The organism is Corynebacterium lemuris (genome assembly GCF_024919295.1).
In the GTDB taxonomy this organism is placed as follows: domain Bacteria; phylum Actinomycetota; class Actinomycetes; order Mycobacteriales; family Mycobacteriaceae; genus Corynebacterium; species Corynebacterium lemuris.
In genome coordinates this window covers 34,751-52,280 of record NZ_JANWTC010000016.1, presented here as the reverse complement: position 1 = coordinate 52,280, position 17,530 = coordinate 34,751, and the positions used below count along the sequence as shown (strand labels likewise).

At 62.8% G+C, this 17,530-nt stretch carries 15 protein-coding genes, 2 tRNA genes and 3 pseudogenes; 7 read left to right on the top strand and 13 right to left on the bottom strand.

Going from position 1 to position 17,530, the window contains the following annotated elements; all coding sequences use genetic code 11:
• Nucleotides 1–43: 43 nt before the first annotated feature.
• The 4 genes and pseudogenes from NYP18_RS13840 to NYP18_RS13825 form a co-directional block, all read right to left on the bottom strand.
• Nucleotides 44–730: pseudogene (locus NYP18_RS13840) on the bottom strand (transposase family protein); the annotation flags it as partial.
• 139 nt (nucleotides 731–869) lie between these two features.
• Nucleotides 870–1,958: pseudogene (locus tag NYP18_RS13835) on the bottom strand (IS1380 family transposase); the annotation flags it as partial.
• A 788-nt stretch (nucleotides 1,959–2,746) separates the two neighbouring features.
• Nucleotides 2,747–2,989 carry a hypothetical protein gene (locus NYP18_RS13830; RefSeq protein WP_259428780.1) on the bottom strand — a complete coding sequence of 81 codons (243 nt, stop codon included), beginning with the start codon at nucleotides 2,987–2,989 and terminating at the stop codon, nucleotides 2,747–2,749.
• 50 nt (nucleotides 2,990–3,039) lie between these two features.
• Nucleotides 3,040–4,869 (bottom strand): glycoside hydrolase family 15 protein, encoded by a 1,830-nt coding sequence (locus NYP18_RS13825; protein ID WP_259428779.1) that lies wholly within the window; start codon nucleotides 4,867–4,869, stop codon nucleotides 3,040–3,042.
• A 479-nt stretch (nucleotides 4,870–5,348) separates the two neighbouring features.
• Here NYP18_RS13825 and NYP18_RS13820 point away from each other — a divergent pair, with 479 nt between their 5' ends.
• Nucleotides 5,349–6,155 (top strand): YwiC-like family protein, encoded by an 807-nt coding sequence (locus tag NYP18_RS13820; protein ID WP_259428778.1) that lies wholly within the window; start codon nucleotides 5,349–5,351, stop codon nucleotides 6,153–6,155.
• Nucleotides 6,156–6,238: 83 nt separating this feature from the next.
• Here the strand turns inward: NYP18_RS13820 and NYP18_RS13815 are convergent.
• Nucleotides 6,239–6,311, bottom strand: a tRNA-Asn gene (locus NYP18_RS13815).
• Nucleotides 6,312–6,533: 222 nt separating this feature from the next.
• On the opposite strand from NYP18_RS13815, the gene NYP18_RS13810 reads away from it, so the two are divergent.
• Nucleotides 6,534–6,607 (top strand) — tRNA-Ile (locus NYP18_RS13810).
• A 202-nt stretch (nucleotides 6,608–6,809) separates the two neighbouring features.
• On the opposite strand, the gene NYP18_RS13805 is transcribed toward NYP18_RS13810, so the two are convergent.
• Nucleotides 6,810–7,850, bottom strand: a complete 1,041-nt coding sequence (locus NYP18_RS13805) for a 2Fe-2S iron-sulfur cluster-binding protein (protein ID WP_259428777.1) — start codon at nucleotides 7,848–7,850, stop codon at nucleotides 6,810–6,812.
• Nucleotides 7,851–7,855: 5 nt separating this feature from the next.
• Complete coding sequence (locus tag NYP18_RS13800; RefSeq protein ID WP_439648103.1) at nucleotides 7,856–9,067, bottom strand: cytochrome P450; 1,212 nt, start codon at nucleotides 9,065–9,067, stop codon at nucleotides 7,856–7,858.
• A gap of 143 nt (nucleotides 9,068–9,210) precedes the next feature.
• Here NYP18_RS13800 and NYP18_RS13795 point away from each other — a divergent pair, with 143 nt between their 5' ends.
• The gene (locus NYP18_RS13795) at nucleotides 9,211–10,167 is read left to right on the top strand and encodes an AraC family transcriptional regulator (protein WP_259428775.1); all 957 of its coding nucleotides are present in this window, start codon (nucleotides 9,211–9,213) and stop codon (nucleotides 10,165–10,167) included.
• A gap of 59 nt (nucleotides 10,168–10,226) precedes the next feature.
• Here the strand turns inward: NYP18_RS13795 and NYP18_RS13790 are convergent, their stop codons facing one another.
• A complete protein-coding gene (locus NYP18_RS13790) occupies nucleotides 10,227–11,204 on the bottom strand; it encodes a UTP--glucose-1-phosphate uridylyltransferase (RefSeq protein WP_259428774.1) in 978 nt (325 codons plus the stop codon).
• A gap of 54 nt (nucleotides 11,205–11,258) precedes the next feature.
• Nucleotides 11,259–11,646: pseudogene (tnpA, locus tag NYP18_RS13785) on the bottom strand (IS200/IS605 family transposase).
• A 47-nt stretch (nucleotides 11,647–11,693) separates the two neighbouring features.
• On the opposite strand from tnpA, the gene NYP18_RS13780 reads away from it, so the two are divergent.
• From NYP18_RS13780 to NYP18_RS13765, 4 genes are all read left to right on the top strand, one after another.
• Nucleotides 11,694–12,842, top strand: coding sequence for an RNA-guided endonuclease InsQ/TnpB family protein (locus NYP18_RS13780; protein WP_259428773.1), 1,149 nt, complete (start codon nucleotides 11,694–11,696; stop codon nucleotides 12,840–12,842).
• Nucleotides 12,843–13,232: 390 nt separating this feature from the next.
• Nucleotides 13,233–13,601: a hypothetical protein gene (locus tag NYP18_RS13775; protein ID WP_259428772.1), complete on the top strand. Its 369-nt coding sequence runs from the start codon at nucleotides 13,233–13,235 to the stop codon at nucleotides 13,599–13,601.
• Between the two features lie 45 nt (nucleotides 13,602–13,646).
• A complete protein-coding gene (locus NYP18_RS13770) occupies nucleotides 13,647–14,003 on the top strand; it encodes a hypothetical protein (protein ID WP_259428771.1) in 357 nt (118 codons plus the stop codon).
• Nucleotides 14,004–14,273: 270 nt separating this feature from the next.
• A complete protein-coding gene (locus NYP18_RS13765; RefSeq protein WP_259428770.1) occupies nucleotides 14,274–14,687 on the top strand; it encodes a hypothetical protein in 414 nt (137 codons plus the stop codon).
• Between the two features lie 91 nt (nucleotides 14,688–14,778).
• On the opposite strand, the gene nrdF is transcribed toward NYP18_RS13765, so the two are convergent.
• The 4 genes from nrdF to NYP18_RS13745 all read right to left on the bottom strand — a co-directional run bounded on the left by nrdF (nucleotide 14,779) and on the right by NYP18_RS13745 (nucleotide 17,499).
• Nucleotides 14,779–15,780: a class 1b ribonucleoside-diphosphate reductase subunit beta gene (gene nrdF, locus NYP18_RS13760; protein WP_259428769.1), complete on the bottom strand. Its 1,002-nt coding sequence runs from the start codon at nucleotides 15,778–15,780 to the stop codon at nucleotides 14,779–14,781.
• Nucleotides 15,781–16,029: 249 nt separating this feature from the next.
• Nucleotides 16,030–16,842, bottom strand: a complete 813-nt coding sequence (locus NYP18_RS13755; protein WP_259428768.1) for an HAD-IIA family hydrolase — start codon at nucleotides 16,840–16,842, stop codon at nucleotides 16,030–16,032.
• Nucleotides 16,843–16,973: 131 nt separating this feature from the next.
• On the bottom strand, nucleotides 16,974–17,117 hold the full coding sequence (locus NYP18_RS13750; protein WP_259428781.1) for an antitoxin VbhA family protein: 144 nt from the start codon (nucleotides 17,115–17,117) through the stop codon (nucleotides 16,974–16,976).
• Nucleotides 17,118–17,256: 139 nt separating this feature from the next.
• Nucleotides 17,257–17,499: an acyl carrier protein gene (locus tag NYP18_RS13745; protein ID WP_259428767.1), complete on the bottom strand. Its 243-nt coding sequence runs from the start codon at nucleotides 17,497–17,499 to the stop codon at nucleotides 17,257–17,259.
• Nucleotides 17,500–17,530: the final 31 nt, after the last annotated feature.

The following is a 17,530-nucleotide window of genomic DNA, read 5'->3' as shown; positions in this document are numbered from 1 at the left end:
CTACCGGATAGACCCAACCCCGCTACCGAAAAGAGCTCCATAACACCTGCTTCCGGAAGCTGGGGTCGCGTTCCTGCAGCCACGTGCGCAGCACTTCTGCGCTGCGTCCGGGGCGGATGTCCAGCAGTCGGGCGGGCCCGCGGCCGTCGACCAGGGGGGTGAGGTCCACAAGGATGGTCACCAGGTTGGACGGCTGACCTGGCTTTCGGGTGTGTTTCCAGACGTGCTCATCGACGCCGAGGATGCGGACGCCATCGAGGTGGTGCGGGTCTTCGTAGACAAGACTGTGGCAGGCATCCAGTGCGACCTGGTTGACCAGGTCCCAGCCGATGCCCAGTGCCTTGGCCGTGGCAGACACACTCATCCGGTCAATCGCCAGGCGCTGCAAGATCCAGCGGGTGACCCGGTGGGTGAGCTTGGCACCGTCATCCGCGCAGGCCAGGGATGCCTGGAAGATCTTCCTCGGACACGACGTGGCTGTGCACAGGAAGCGGGGGACGCGGACATCCAGCCGGGTGGGGAAGCCGACGACGGGAAGATCAACGAGTCGGCGGAGGATGTGGTCACGCAGCTTCCCGGGGTGCCCGCAGTCGGGGCAGGTGGTGGTCACGGCCACCGGGGTGGCGTCGATGATGGTGATGGTGCCGGCATCGGCGGCGCCGGTGATCGTCAAGCCGATCTCGGCGGTGCGGCAGATGGTGTCGGCGACGAGGTTGCCAGTAGTCTGCAAGGTGCGGGTCCCTGGTGTGTTCAGATGGTTGTGTAGGAACTTTCATCTTCACACCGGGGACCCCTATATGTTGTGGTGACCCGCTGAACCCGTGGTGGTCTTCTTCACCCCGCTACGCACTCCGAAACCGGAAGAGCCTCTTATCCGCGGCCACGGTATCGAGGAGGTCTGGGTCAGCGGTGGTGAACACCGCGTGGAAACGATGCAGGTCAAACAGTCCCGGCTGATCAATATCTTTCTTGTTCAGTTCCGGGATCCGGCGCACCACCAGCCGTCCCGGAACCTGATCAGCCTCCTTCTTCGAGGCGAACGCGGTGAACGGTACTTCCGCGACCTCGGCCGAGGAGATCCATCGCTGGGTGTCCTCATCAAAAAGCGCGTCGGTGTACCGGATGGTTGTCCACGCCCCATCAGCGATGGTGGCGATGGCTCGTTTCACGTTGGGGTCCATCCGTACCGTAACTGACACATCCGCCCCGGCCTTGATCGCCGCGCGGATGCTGGGGCGACCGTAGAACGCGGAGTCCGCCCGCATCAGGAGTTTCTGGTGCTGGAGTCCTGGTAAACGCCGGGTGGTGGTGATCGCATCGGCGATCAGGCGCCCAGCACCGCGCGGGGAGCCGCACGAGCCGCGGCGCAGGCGTTGGGCCACAACCACCGGAGCAGAATCCTTCGTGGTCACCGTGGCCAGCAGGGCGTTGAGCCCACGGATACCGGAGTAACCGAAACCGGCACCTTGTTTCTGATGCCCGTGGACTTCGATGATGGTGTCGTCGACATCAATGAAGACATACCCACCGTCACGTCCCCTGCTGCTGGTGGTAGCCGGGGCGGGCACCAGGCCCGGTGCCTGGTCAGCCAGGCCCATCAGGAAGCGGGAAGCGACCGCATCCAGCTGGCGCACGTGTCCGAAGGTGAACGACCGCAGGAACGACCCCAGGGTCGACGGTGCGTAGATCCGGGTGAACAGTCGGTTCATGCCGCCGTGGCGCAGCTGGTCCATATCGTTGATGGAGTCGGCACCGGCGACCATGCCGGCGATCAGGGTGGTGATCTTCGCCCCGGCGTTGGCGCCCTTGTCGCCTGCGACGGTCATTCGTTGCTGCGCCAGGGTGGACAGGCCTGCTTTATCGGCCAGGCGCATGACCGGGACCAGGCCTGCGGCCGACACGAGGTTGGGGTCATCGAAGGAAATAGATAGTGCGGCGGGAGTGTGAGATAGTTGCACCTGTGAGGTGCCTTTCTGGGCAGGAGAATCGAACTCTAGACAAGCTTGATTATCCCAGTTCAGAAGGGCATTTCTCTTTTTCCACGCCGCCTACCGCTAAATCACATCGGTGAATCCAGGCTAAGTCAGGTTCCAGGAGGGTCAGTCCAAAGCCTCACAAGCCCATAGTGAAGGGCCGAATATCCGTTTACCGCCTACACTTAACTACGTGGACATCGGAAGAGGGCCAGCCGCGAGGCGGCGGAGTAGGATATCGCGACGGATTATGGCCGGTGTCCTAGTTTTTTTGTCCCTAACTGTTGGTGTTCCCGCTTGGTTGCTCTACCCTCCCAAAGAAATGCCCGTTCCCAGCGATGCGGTCATGGTGATCGCTGGCTACTCCGATGGGAGACACGAATTAGGAGCTCAATTGATTGAGGATGGAGTATCACAGTATTTTGTGGTCTCTAATCCATCGGGCACCAAGGATAGAGTCGGTTCAGCACATTGTCGTGGGATAGATATGCCTGAGGCAGCACTCGAGACGTGGTGTCTCACGCCCGACCCCGTCACGACGACTGGCGAGGCCCTCACTATGGGGAAGATGGCCGAAACGCAAGGTTGGACCACCGCGACTGTCGTGACCGGTCGAATGCACGCCCGTCGAGTGCACACAATGTTCGAGCAGTGCGCGAACATAGATGTGGTGGTTAAATACCCGGATTATATTCGTTGGAACCGGGTCCCCTACCAAATCGGTCACGAGGTCGGCGGCTACATCAAGTTCTGGCTTACCAACCCTTGCTGAACTAATCCTGATCCGGCTCCAGCACCGCAGACCCATCCTCGCCCCGCAGGTTTTTGACTTCCTTCATCCGCGGCTGGGGGTCCAGGCGGTCGGCAATCGCTTTGCGGGTGGCCTTGACTGCTGCCTTGGTCGCCGGGGAGTTGATGGCGGTTTCGTAACCCTTCTTGATCTGTTCGAATCGGCGGCGTCCGGCTCTGGTGCCCAGGACGTAGCCGGCGGCTGCTCCGATGACCAACTGGATCATGTGGGGTACTGCTCCTCAAAGAAGTGGTGTGGAAGAGATCTCCGCCCAGCCTACCGTGAGGCTTCCGGATCGACGGGTGTCTCCGGGTGGCTGATGGCTGCTGCGGCGCGGATGAGACCGAGGTGGGAGAAGGCCTGGGGGTAGTTGCCGGCGAGTCGCTGGTGGGTGGGGGAGTATTCCTCGGCGAGCAAACCGAGGTCGGAGGAGACGGCGAGGATGCGTTCCATCATCTCGCAGGCCTCGGTGAGACGACCGGAGTGGGCGTACTGCTCGATGAGCCAGAAGGAGCACAGGAGGAAGGGGTATTCTTCGCCGGCGATGCCGTCGACGCCGGTGCCGGTGGGGTAGCGGTGGAGGAAGCCGTCGTCGCTAAGAAGTTCTTTTTCAATGCGGTCGACGGTGGCGAGCATGCGGGGGTCGGTGTAGGGGAGGAAGCCAACCTGGGCGAGCTGGAGGAGGGAGGCATCGACGGCGGTGCTGCCGTAGGTCTGGGTAAAGGACTGGAGTTGGTCATTCCAGCCGTGGGTGAAGATTTCGTCGCGAAGCGACTCGCGCAGCTCCCGCCAGCGCTCGACGGGGCCGGTGCGACCGTGGTTCTCCACGGCCTTGATGCCGCGGTCGAAGGCCGCCCACATCATCGCGCGCCCGTGGGTGAAGTAGGCGGGTGCGCTGCGCATCTCCCAGATGCCGTGATCCTTGGCCTCGAACATCTCCTCCTGGAAGGCGAGGATGGACCGCTGCAGGTCCCAGGAGAATTCGTCGTCGTCGATGCCGGCGATACGCAGCGTCTCCAGGGCGATCATGACCTCGCCGACCACATCCGCCTGGTACTGCTCGGCGGCGCCGTTGCCGATGCGCACCGGGCGCGAATCCTCATAACCCGGCAGGTGATCGAGTTCGAATTCGGGCAGGTGCCGCTCGCCGCGCAGACCGTACATGATGCGCAGCTGCTTCGAATCACCGGCGATGGCGCGCAACAGCCAGTTGCGCCAGTCGGTGGCACGCGCCGTGAAACCGGATTCCACGAGTACCTCAATGGTCCAGGCGGAATCCCGCAGCCATACATAGCGGTAGTCCCAGTTGCGCTGCCCGCCGAACTCCTCCGGCAGGGAGGTGGTGGGGGCGGCGACGATGCCGCCGGTGCGGGCGTCGGTAAGCGCCTTGAGCACCAGCAGGGAACGTTTGACCTCCTCCTGGTACTCACCGGTGTAAGTGTTGCCGGCAGCCCAGCTCTCCCACGTGTGCTGCGTGATGTCGCGCGCCTTGGAGTAATCGGGGGCGGAGGGAATCTGCAGATGGGAGGGGAACCACGTGAGTACCCACTCGAGCTGATCGCCCTCCTGGAGCGTGAATTCCCCGAGGTGGGCGTTGGAGTCCTCATTGAGGGTGAGATAGGGGCCGATGAGGTGGACCGAATCTGGGCCGGCGACGCTGAGGATCTCGCCGATGTTCTCATCCGGATCATTCACCCAGTAGCGGTAGTAGGGGGTGGCACGGCCGTAATCAAAACGCAGGCGCAGGGCGGTGCGGATGTCGACCGTGCCGGAGATGCAGTGGACCACCCGCATCATGTCGGTGAAGCGGTACTGCTGGGTGCCCGGATCAATGGGCATGAAGTCTGTGACGGTAGCGACCCCGGTGGGGGTGGTCCACGTGGTCTCCAGCACGAAGGAATCACCGATGTAGCGGCGGCTGGAGACATGCCCACCTGGGGCCTCGATGGTCCAGTGACCGTGCTCCTCCGTGCCGAGCAGGGCCGTGAACACCGCCTGCGAATCGAACCTGGGTACGCACAGCCAGTCGATGCTGCCCTCCTTTGAGACCAGCGCGGCGGTGCGCATGTCGGAGAGCAGGGCGTAGTCCTCGAGCGGGGTGGTCATGGTGCCCAGCCTAGATATGGTTTCGGGCGCAGGCTCCGCTGTGGCGGTGGGTGTCTGGAAGGTCGCTGAAAATATCCCGGTGGAAATATCACGATAGGCGAATATTTAAGAAGAAGTGCGGGACTTTAAGTACGTAGCGGGGTATTTTCATATCAGCAGGTATCTGACCAGGAGGTGGCGGTGAGCGGGGAGTACGCGGGGCGTTTAGCCGGAGGAGCATCAGCCGCTCTGGCATTCATCGCCCTTGTCTACGCCAATGTCGGAGAGCTGGACATCATCGGTGAGGCCTCTCGATGGGGCACGGCGATGAATGAGACGGGTGCCCCGGAAGGAGTTTGAGCGGGATATATCAAACTTTCGGTTGATATAGGGTAGGGGGCATGACAACCACAACTCAGGAGACAGCATCATCCGGGAGGGCGCGTCGGGGTGGGGCGCGTGGGAGTGGGGTGCGGCGCAGGAAGGGTATTTCTCCGTGGGTGCCCAACCAGCATGGCGCATGGGCGATGCTCATCAGCCCGGCTGTCCTGGGGCTGATTTCCGGGGTGACTATGGGGGTTCGTACGGGTGCTCCCGTGGGCTATCTTGCGGTGCTGTCCGCTGTCCTGGTGGCGTGGTTCTTCGGTTATTTCGCCTTCTTCGCCTTCGGCCTGGCGGTGAAGGCGCGGAATCCGAGGCGTCGGGCCCGGTACCTGAAACCGGTGTATGTGTACGGAGCGGTAGCTTCGGTGGGGATCGTAGGGGCGCTGTTGCTGCAGCCGGAACTGTCCTGGTGGGCGGTGCCTTTCGCGCCACTCGTAGCTGTCGCGGTGGGGGAGACGCTGGCGGGCAGGGGACGCTCGACGCTGTCGGGTGTGGCCACGACCGTGGCTTCAGCACTGCTTTATCCGGCGCTGACCATGGTGGGACAGATGGGAGCTGCGACGCCGCTGGATGTTGGGCCGCTGGCCTGGACGAGCATGCTCTTCCTGGCGGTGTATTTCTCCGGGACGATCCCCTTCGTGAAGTCGATGATCCGGGAGCGGGGCAACCCGCGGTATCTCGCCGGCTCAATCAGCTACCACGGGGTGGCTGTGCTGGCGGTTCTGGGGATGGCCTTGCTGTGGAGTGTGGGCTGGGTGGCTGGCCTGCTCATGGTTGCAGCGATGCTGATTGCGCTGTTCCGGGCAATCTACATCCCGCTGGCTGCCCGGGCCGGTGCAGACTGGAACGCTAAACGTCTCGGTATGGCGGAGGTGCCGGTACTGCTGGTGGCGTGTGCGGGTGTGCTGGCGACACTGGTTTAGGTTCCGGCGGTTGGGCTGGGATGGCTCCGGTCGACACCCCAGACGCGAAAAGAGCCGCCGGAAATCCGGCGGCTCTTGATCTGCTCCCCCAACTGGGCTCGAACCAGTGACCTTTCGATTAACAGTCGAATGCTCTGCCAACTGAGCTATAGGGGATTAAATTGTGGTGCTGGGGTTTGCTCTCGCTCCCCTGCAACGTTTCATTACTATATGGCAGCTTCCTGAAACCCACAAATCCCCAGCTTGAAGGACCTTTTTAAGAAGAGCTTGTTGATCTAGTGAAGATCGGCGTCAGTTTGGAGTGGGACGGCAGGAGAGTGAAGGGCCGGCAATGTGTCCGCTCATGAGTGTTGTAGATATACTGAGCAGGTTCACAAAGGGGCCATAGCTCAGTTGGTTAGAGCCGCGGACTCATAATCCGTAGGTCGCGGGTTCAAGTCCCGCTGGCCCCACAATGTCGTGCACCGGGACCTATTCCCGGCTCAGGCCCTTCCACCTCAACGGTGGGAGGGCCTGAAACTTTTCGTTGGTTCGAACTGTTGAGGGTAGTGGCGGTGTTTTTCTCCACTGACCTGCCCTCCGGGCCCAGACAAGCCCTCAGGATGCCGCTGCCCGTCAGGGTGACGATCCCGGATCGGCCCGGCTGTTCACTGTCTACACCGCAACCGGAACCTCCTCGGTGACGGCGGTGGTGTACTTCTCCCACTGGATCTGCCGGGGCGACATACGGCGGCGTTTGAAGGCGCGTCGGCCGGCGTCAACCAGTGCGGGCGGGCCACAGAGGTAACCGGACCAGCCGCGCAGCGTGCCGAATTCCTCGGGGATCATCTCGGAGGCGTAGCCGGTGCGTCCCTCCCACGTCTCGCGGGTCAGGCAGGGTTTGACGTGGAGATTCGGGTGGCGGGCCTCCAGCGTGGCCAGCAGCTCCCGGGCGTAGAGTTCAACCTCGGTGCGGGCGGACTGGTAGAGGTGGACCTCCCGTTCCGGGCGGGCGGCCAGCAGGGTCTGCAAGATGGGCAGGATCGGGGCCAGGCCGGTACCGCCGGCGATCATGATCACCCCGCCGTCGGACTCGGTGTCGGTGCAGCGGAAGTCTCCGAGCGGGCCGCTGATCTCCACCTGCTCGCCAGGGGTGATGCTGCCGAAGACCCAACGGTCGGAGGCCACGCCGCCGGGATCGCGCTTGATGTGCAGCTCGATCTCGTTGACGGTGCCGTCAGCGCCGGGCATGTTGGCGATGGAGTAGTGACGTTTGTCAGCGGTGCCGGGGACGGTGAGCTCGACGTACTGGCCGGGGGTGAAGGCCAGCGGGGCGTCGAGAAGCAGGATGAGCCGGCGGGTCTGCTCGGCGATGTCCTCGACGCTGGCCACGGTGCTCACGAAGTCGCGCAGCGGATGGACAGTGCTCGAGCCGTCCGCGCCGTGGGCGGGTTCGATGAGCACGTCGCCGCACGGGGTGGCCTGGCAGGCCAGCGCCATGCCCTGGCTGCGGTCGGTGGGGGAGAGGGTGACGTGCGGGCTGTCGCGGTGGTCGACGCTGCCCTCCACCACGCGGACGGTGCAGCTGCCGCAGGTGCCCTGGTTGCACGAGTTGGGCAGCCAGACGCCCTGGCGGAGGGCGGCATCAAGAAGCGGCTGGTCGGGGGAGCAGGGGACCTTTTCCCCGGAGATGATGGAGACGGTGTGCTGAATCATGGTTCTTAGACCTCCCACTGTGCGGGCAGTTCGGTGGGGCCGCGGAAACCCCAGCCCCAGAAGTTGATGTCGTGATCGGGCTTGAGCTCAAGGTTCGGCAGCGTGTCCAGGAGCTCCTCCAGTCCGATGCGGCAGACGTGGTTGGCGAAGTAGATGCCGGCGCAGGCATGGTTGCCCGCCCCGAATGCCAGGTGGGGCAGCGGCGGGCGGCGCAGGTCATATTCCGAGGGTGCCTCGTAGGCGTTGGTGTCATGGTTGGCGGAGCCGTAGGACATCATCACCGGCGTGTTTGCCGGGAGATGGACACCGTCGATCTCGATGTCCTCCTCACAGATACGGGCCGTGGCCGACCAGATCGGTGAGGTCCAGCGCATTCCCTCCGCGATGGCGCGGGGCAGCAGCGCCGGTTCATCGATGACGGCCTCGATCTGCTCGGGCCGGGAGAACAGCCCCGCCAGGGTGGAACCCATCGCGTGGCCGGGTTCCTGCAGCGCGCCGAGCAGAAAGACATACAGGGTGGGGTAGAGGTACTCGCGGTCGCGGGTCTGTCCCTCCGGCATGCCGTCATGCAGCCAGTGCGACATCGCCGAATCATCCGGGTGCGCAATCCACTGGTCAATGAGCGGATCAACAATGGCCCGGATCTCCGCCTTCGCCGCATCACCGTCATCGAAACCTTCCGGGTTGGCGAAATCCCCGTTCTCATCCAATGCGGCGTTGGTGAAGGAACGGCTCAGGCGGTGGAACCAGTCGCGCAACGTGGACTCGTCGACCGACCTCAACCCGAGCAGGTCCCCGACGGCGCGGACCGAGACCTTCTCGCAGTACTCGGCCATCAGGTCGGCTGAGCCGGTCATCTCAATCTCCGCCACGAAGCGCTTCGCGACGGGCCGCACCACCCCCTCCACCCATCTGTCCACCTCCGAGGGCTGGAGGGCGGGGTCGACCATCGACCGCAGATCATCGTGGATTTCACCGTTGACGCCGATCACGGCCGGGTGCCCGAAAGTCCGGCCGCCTGCCCGGGTGATCACCGCACCGAATTTGGGGTGCTTGGCGATGGTCTCGCACATCCGCCGGGTCGAGGCGACATAGGAACCGAGAACCGGCACATACGCGAGCGGAGCCTCATTTCGTAGGCGCTCGTAGAACGGGTAGGGGTTGCGCTCCAGCTCCGCCATGGTGATCTCGGCGATCCACCGGGGAGTCTCCTGCATGGTCAGTGTCATCTGTGCATCCTCTCTCACGGGCGATGTGGGGAATGTCCCTATGCGGTGCATGTTATGGTGTGCATCACATCTGCTCTATCCGTTGTGCGCACCGGCTATCCGGAATGCGCACCCTTTCCCGGAGGGGATTGATGACTGAAGTCAGTACCGTGCAGGATCTGCGTTCCACCTGCCTGAAGGAGATGCAGGCGGCCGTCGCGCGTGCCTATTTCCCGCATGAACTGCAGAAGCTCGGGCGGGAAGCCGCCCCGGGCTTCGTGCGCACACTGGATCTGGGGCCGTTGACCCTGGGGAAAATCCGGTGGGGTGCTGACATCGCGCTGGACTGCGATTACGCAGAGGACGCCTACGAAGTAAATATCGTGCTTTCCGGCCACCTGTCCTGGACGCGGGGCTCCCGCAGCTGGTCCGCCGGCCCCGGGGAAGCCGCTGTCTTCCTTCCTGGCAAGCACAGCACCATCACTCATTGGGACGCAGATGCGACGGTGCTGGGCATCAAGATCGGCCGGGCGGCACTCCATCAGCATCTCCCGGCCGGCTCCGCGGTTGCCGGATCATTTGAGGAGACGGTGCCCCCTTCGCTCGACCTGCGGACTGAGCAGGGGAAGTCGTGGGTGAACTTCATCCGATCCACTGCTGGACATGTCATCTCCGATCCCGTTGCGACCGCTTTACCTGCAGTCCGGGATTCGATGGTGGCCTCCATCGCCGCCCCCATGGCTGTATTCCTGTCGCCGGCTGAAGCGAGTGCCCCACCGGGCCCCTATATGATCCGCCGCGTCCGGGATGCAGTGGAGCAGGATCCTTCCCGGCGTTGGACCCTGGATGATCTGGCCGCAGTCTCGGGGGTGGGACGCCGACGCCTGCAGCAGGTATTCCGGGAGTACGTCGGGGTATCACCTACTGCCTGGCTGCTGCGTGTCCGCCTCGACCGCGCGCATCAGTTACTTGCCGCCCCCAGCGGCGGCGGAGGGAGCGTCAGCGAGGTGGCATACGCCTGCGGATTCAACCACCTGGGCCGGTTTTCCCAGGAGTTCCGTGGACGCTTCGGATGCACCCCCTCGGAGGTCAGGGCGCAGAAGGGGTAAGGCACGCGGTTTTCGGACCTTGACCTCGTGCTGAAGGGGCCGGGGCAGATCGGCTTTGTCTAACGAAGCGCCGCCGGTTCGGGGGATCGGGCGCTCTCGATCTCGTCGTCGACCACATGCTCGGCGAGGATGGCAGTGATCGCCCGCTTCAACCCCGGACCATACGTCGGATGCGACAGACCGAAATCCACACACGCCGGGATATACCCCGCCGGATTACCCAGATCATGACGCTTACCCTCATGCACCACGATATGCACCGGATGACCCTCCCTAATCATCAACTCAATCGCATCCGTGAGCTGGATCTCCCCACCCTTGCCAGGTTCAATCCGACGCAACGCATCAAAAATGCCGCGGTCCAGCAGATACCGGCCCGTGGCCACCAGGGTTGACGGCGCATCCGCCGGATCCGGCTTCTCCACCATCCCCACCACACGCTTGACCCGCTCAGCCGGCAGATCACAGTCCGCCGGGATCTCCGCGATGTCGAACACCCCGTAGTTGAAGACCTCATCCCGGGGCACTTCCACCGCGCACAACACCGAACCCCCCAGCTCGGCGCGGACCGCGGCCATCTTCTCCACCACCCCCATCGGCAGCACCAGATCATCCGGCAGCATCACCGCGACGACATCCTCGTCATCATCAAGGACACTCTCGGCCAGGCCCACGGCATGACCCAGGCCCAAAGGCCGGGCCTGTTCCACCGCCACCGGGGTCATCAGCTTGCCGGCACGCTGGACCTTCTCGACCTGTTCGAACTTCCCCCGTGCGGTCAGTGTCTCCACCAGGTTGGGGAACTGCTCGAAATGCCGCATGACCTCCTGCTTATTGGGGGCCACGATCACCGCCAGGCGGGTGGCGCCCAGGGCGTTGGCCTCCTCGGCGATCAACTCGATACCGGGGGTGTCCACGACCGGGAGCAGCTCTTTCGGCACGGTCTTGGTGGCCGGTAGGAAACGGGTACCCATGCCGGCGGCAGGCACAATCACGGTCTTCACGCCATGCCGATGAGTGGAGATAGAAGAGTTCATCTAAGGTCACCCCTGGAAACCCCTGCCTTCAGGCATGGGGAGGAAAGGGGTGCGCTAGACGTTTCGCTGGTTTTCGACATACTGCTTGACAACCTCCACAGTTGCGCCGCCGACAGTTGCGACGAAGTACGAGTTGGTCCAGAGCGTGGGAAGCCTGGACTTGAGGGACGGGAACTTTTGACACAGAGCATGTGAGGACCTTCCTTTGATCTGTTTGACGAGCCGGTGGATGCCGTAGTGCGGATCGCATTCGATGAGTAGGTGCGCATGATCGGGCATGGTTTCCAGCTCCATGATGGCGCATTCCCGTGTCGGTGGCGACCTCCCAGGCGATCTGTGTGAGCCTGTCCGCCACATCGTCGGTGATGACGGGGCGACGGCATGTCGGGCACTATACGAGGTGGTATGCACGGCGGTACACGACGTTGTTGTCCGATCTGATGTGATACCTCTGGACGGTCTATAGCGTAGTGGGGTATAGCTGAGGGTGTGGACGAGATCGTGCGTTACACCTACCGCCTCAGGCCCGGTGTGCAGGCGCAGCGATCGCTTCTCCAGGAATGGGGTCGCTGTCGATTCCTGTGGAACGAGGCAGTCCACCAACAGAAAACCGGCAACAAGCCGACTCTGACGAAACTGGGGAAACTGCTCACCGAGCTGCGGGGCAGGAACGCGTGGATGCGGGAAGGATCCCAGGTCGCCCAACAGGCCACGCTCCGCTCTTATGCGCAGGCACTCCAGCAGTCCTACACAATCAAGGGCAGGGGTCGGCCCACCTACAAGACGAAGAAACGCACGTCGGCGTCCCTGGAGTACAACACCCGCGGGTTCTCGATCCGGGACGGTCGACTGCGACTGCCCAAGGGTGTGTCGATTCCGGTGGTGTGGTCGCGGGAACTGCCCTCCGACCCGACCAGTGTGCGCGTCTACCAGGACAGCCTGGGACACTGGTACGGCTCGTTCGTGGTCCGCCGCGAAGTAGAGCCAGCACCAGAGGCCACCGGTGGAATCGGTATCGACTGGGGCGTGTCCACCACCGCGACGACCACCGACGAACACTACGACCTGCCCTATCTCGGGCACCGGAGACGCTGTGCCGCCGAGCTGGCCAAGGCTCAACGCACGATGGCGCGGCGTCGCCGCAAGGGGCAGAAACAGTCGAAGGGGTACAAACGTGCCCGCCGCCAGGCCGCGAAGCTGCACAAGAAAGCTGCCCGGCAGACCGAGCACGATTCCCGGGTGTGGGCGAAGAAGATCACCGACAATCACGACCTGATCGCGATAGAGGACTTCAAGCCAAAGTTTCTCACCAAGTCCACCATGGCCAGGAAAGCCGCTGATGCCGCCATGGGTGCGGCCAAGCGCGAACTTGTTACCAGTGCCGAGCGGGCTGGCCGGAAGGTGGTGCTGGTCACGCCCGCCTACACGACAATGACGTGTTCGAAGTGTTTCGCGAGAGCCAAGCAAGCACTCGAACTCGGTGAACGAACCTTCCGGTGTCAGGCCTGCGGACATGTCGCAGGCAGGGACCGGAATGCTGCCAGGGTGATCCTGGCTGTGGCAGAACGGGGCCACACCAGTGTTGAGGACATAAGACATGTGCAGCCGCCCTCCGGGGAGGTTGTGGATGCGGTCTGAGCTGGAAATCCCCCGGCTTTAGCCGTGGGGAACCGTTAAATCGCGGGAGCCTAATTGATCCAGACTCCCTTTACCGGACGCCACGAGTTTCTGCGTCCGGAGTCAGGGCCGGATTAGCCCGAGAATGGGCCATTAAGTTTCTGCCTTAATTTATATGGGCTGAATGGGGAATAAGGATAGATCGATGCTTCTTGGATGGCATTTAGTTGCAGCTCAGGGAGGTTGTTTTGGCTTGCCTGGCCCCTGTAGCAGGAGGAGATAAATATATTCACCTCAGTATGGTGTGACTACTTGGGAAAACTTCAGTTGATCGCATTCATAAGTGGAACTATTTGCAGAGTGCTTTATGCTTCCAGCGTCCCTGATTTTCGCGATCAAAGGAAACGTCTCATGCGCTCTTTCCGTAACGCGGCCGTCGCAGGTATCTCTGCGGTGGCCATCACTCTCAGTTCCACTGCGGTCGCCTCCGCGCAGACCACGGACGCCGTCACCGTTGCTGAGCACCCGGCCGCCCCCGCCCCGGAGGGCAAGAGTAAGAGCAAGGGTTCGTCGCCGTCCTCGGACGCCAACGAATTCCTCGGCCTCGACGGCGATCAGCCGGCCGACGGTACCGCTCTCTTCGGTTCCTCCAAGGAAGGCTTCGGCGACCAGCCGAGCTGGGCCAAGCTTCTCTACGCCGGCACCGTGATCACAGGGGTGGGTGCCGTCCTCGGCGCCATCATCGCCCCGATCTACAACTTCTTCACCCACGGTCTCTAGGCCGACCGTACTTGCAGATTCACAGCTGAGAGAAAGAAGAGAAACATGCGTAATTTCCGTACCGCCTCCGTGGCGGCTACCACCGCCCTTGCCCTGACCTTCGCGGGCACCTCCGTCGCCTACGCCGACAGCGAGGACCGCAAGGATGGCCGCGGGTCCACCATCCCCACCTCCTCCCAAATTGGCAAGGAGTGGGGTGCCTGGACCGACAGTGAGGATGGTCCGGTCGTCGAGGATGAAAACAAGGTCACCGGCACCGATCTGCTCGGTAGCAGCGTGTCTGACGATAACCCGGAGTGGGCCGATAACTGGCGGGACATGACCTACCTCGGCATCGCAGGCTCCACTATCGGCAGCATTTTTGCTGGCCTGAACTGGCTGAACTTTGTGACCACGCGCTAAGTCCTGCTGGACACATATCAGGGACTCCCCGAGGGGGTCCCTTTTTTGTTCGCCCAGCATGGGTATGTGCTTAAACACCAACTCTCAACTTCAACTTGAATAAACGGGGGCTGAAGTGGAGGTTTAGAGTTGCCGGTGGGGCGGGAGGGGTGGACCATGGGTCTCGGTGTATTACGAGGCCGTTGGGGAAGACGAACCTCGTCTTACACCGCTCCTGGTTCAACTGAATTGATCCAGTAGCGGTGGTGGTTCTGCCGAAGGATTTTCGACATGACAACCCTTGCACCTACGCTCGCACGCTGGTTGGGCGCCGCCGATTCCTCGGCGCCTGATTATCCGTGGGAGAACTCCGACGTACCCGCATACGCGCCGTTGACCTGCGAGGTCAACCGCACTGCGGTCCTGAACATCACGGGCATGCCGGGCACCCTGCGCCCGCGCGTCGAGACCGCCATGGTGCTGTGCATCCCCAGCGAATCCGAGCTCTGCGCCTACGACTCCGATCCGCTCACCGCCGAGTGGTTCACCGCCTGGCACCGCTGCGCCGAGGCTGGGGACGGCCCCCGCATCGCCTGCCGCCAGACCATCACCGGCACCGAGGACGAGTTGAGCCGCCTGCGCACCATCATCGGCAACCTCGCCCGCAACCACGGCTTCCATGCCGAACTGACGGTGGGGGACTGACCACCACCCCACGGGGGATGCACGGGGCGCGGGGAAAGAGAAACGCCGCCGGCTACCTGGGGTAGCGGCGGCGTCGATAAGCGAGCTGGAATTAGAAATCCCAGTCGTCGTCCGTGGTCTCCTCAGCGGTGCCGATGACGTAGGAGGAACCCGAACCCGAGAAGAAGTCGTGGTTCTCGTTCGCGGAGGGGTCCAGCGACGTCATCACGCCGGCGTTGAACTTGCAGGTGTCGGCGGGGAAGATCCCCTCGAAGCCCAGGTTGTTCATCGCCTTGTTCGCGTTGTAGCGCAGGAAAGCCTTGACGTCCTCGGTCCAGCCGATCGAGTCGTAGATGTCCTGCGTGTAGTGGGACTCGTTGTCATAGAGATCCATGAGCATCTCCAGCGCGAAGTCCTTGTCCGCTTCCTGCTCCTCAGCCGACAGGTGCTTGGCGGCCTGCTGGAACTTGTAGCCGATGTAGTAACCGTGGACGGCCTCATCACGGATGATCAGCCGGATGATGTCCGCAGTGTTGGTCAGCTTGCCCATCGAGGAGAAACGCAGCGGCAGGTAGAAACCCGAGTAGAACAGGAAGGACTCCAGCATCACGGAAGCGATCTTCTTCCGCTGCGGAGTGCCCGTCTGGTACTGCTCGATGATCGTGCGACCCTTGTACTGCAGGTTCTCATTCTCCCGGGACCAGCGGAAGGCAGCGTCGATCTCCGGGGTGGCGGCCAGAGTCATGAAGATGTTGGAGTAGCTCTTCGCGTGCACCGACTCCATGAAGGAGATGTTGGTGTACACGGCCTCCTCATGCGGAGTCGCCGAATCCGGCAGAATGCTCACCGCACCGACAGTGCCCTGCATCGTGTCCAGGAACGTCAGGCCCGTGAACACACGCATCGTGGCCAGCTGCTCATCCTTGGTCATGTGACGCCATGCCGAGACGTCGTTGGACACCGGGATCTTCTCCGGCAGCCAGAAGTTGCTGGTCAGACGGTTCCAGATGTCCAGGTCGACCTGGTCGGGGATGTGATCCCAGTTGATGGAGTCGAGGATATGGCCCGGCTTATAGTGCACCGGCGTGCTGATGGTCTGAGTTGAAGTGGTCACGCTCTCCCGCCAGGACTCGAACCTGGGTCTTCTTTACCCCGGTTAGGGGTTTGGGTGTGCTGCCTGTTGCACCACGGGAAAATCCCCTTGTTTGGCTAGCGGCTTTCAGCTGTCGGCACAGGAAAGGGTGCACCCTGTCGTCCACATGCTAGCGCGATACGACGAGATAGGACAACGGCGCAGTTCCGTGCATTTATGGACGTAAACGGACATTTGAGGCATGGAACACAGCAGTGCGGGCCCAGCTTCCTACGTCTCAGGGGCGGTGTAGTAGCCGTCCTGGAAGGGGTCGAGGACCCGGTCAGCCAGCTGGCTGATGTCGTCGATCACACTGGTGGGGCGGAAGGGATACTTGTCGATCTCTGCGTCGTTGGAAATGCCTGACCGGACCAGGATGGTGCGCATGCCGGCCTCGAGGCCGGATTTGACGTCTGTGTCCATGCGGTCGCCGATCATGACGGCCCGCTCCGAGTGCGCCCCGATGGTGTTGAGTGCCGAACGCATCATCACCGGGTTCGGTTTGCCGATGTAATAGGGTGCCATCCCGGTGGCCGCTGTGATAAGTGCAGCCACGGAACCGGTGGCCGGCAGCACGCCGTGCGGAGCCGGGCCGGTGACGTCCGGGTTGGTGCAGATGAACCGCGCCCCGCCCAGGATGAGGTTGATGGCGGTGGTGATCGCCTCGAAAGAGTAGGTGCGCGTCTCACCCAGGACCACGAACTCCGGATCCGAGTCGGTGAGGATCCAGCCCTTCGCGTGCAGAGCGGTGGTCAGCCCCGACTCGCCGACGACGAAGGCAGTGCCCTCCTTGCGCTGGTTCGACAAGAAGTGGGCCGTGGCCGTCGCGGAGGTCCAGAGCCGCTCCGGCGGGATCTGCAGCCCCGACGCAGCCAGACGTGCCGAGAGATCCCGCGGCGTGTGGATCGAGTTGTTGGTGAGCACCATGAACTCGATGCCGTTGTCCCGCAGGGCCTGCAGGAAACGGTCTGCGCCCGGGATCATGTCACCCTCGCGGATGAGGACGCCGTCCATGTCGGTCAGGTAGCTGATGCTGGCGGTCATACCGCCATTGTGCTCTTTTAGTCCGGGTTTGGCGCGTCGGAGTGGGTGCTGGTGGCGGACTTCGTCAGCACGGGCAGGCCGGTGGAGGGGCCGTGGAGTGTGTCCCGAGGCCGGAGGTTGGGACGCTCGTCTCAGACGAGACCAAAACGCGCGCGTGCGCGAGCCACCAGCTCATCAGCGCTGATCTGGCCATCGATGTATTGCTCTGCATCCTGGCGCCCCGCCGGGGTTACGTGCAGACCTTCCATCTCACCGCTGTGAAGCGCCTGAGCCACGCGCCATTCACGCTCGCTCCTGGTGGTTGCGATGTTCCTCGAAGTGACCACGCTGCGCCCTTTCACCCGAGTCCGATTCTCTCAGTTTACGGAGCTTGTCAGTGACCAACCCAGCAGGAAGCCGTCAGCTGCAGGGCGTTTATTCTGACTCTGGTGCGTCGGCGTGGGTGCGGACATACTCCGACAGATCGCCCACGGTCTTGAGGTTGTAGACGACGTCATCGTCGATCCGGATACCGAGGGCGTCCTCGACGCGCACGGCGATCTCGATCATCGCCAGGGAACTGATCCCCAGCTCGCTCAGCTTCGCTTCCGGGGTCAGGGCCTCGGCCTCGATGCCGGAGGCCTCCTCGATGATGCGGGCCAGTTCAGGAGAGGTCATGGGGACGATCCTAGTAGGTAATGTCTTTCCT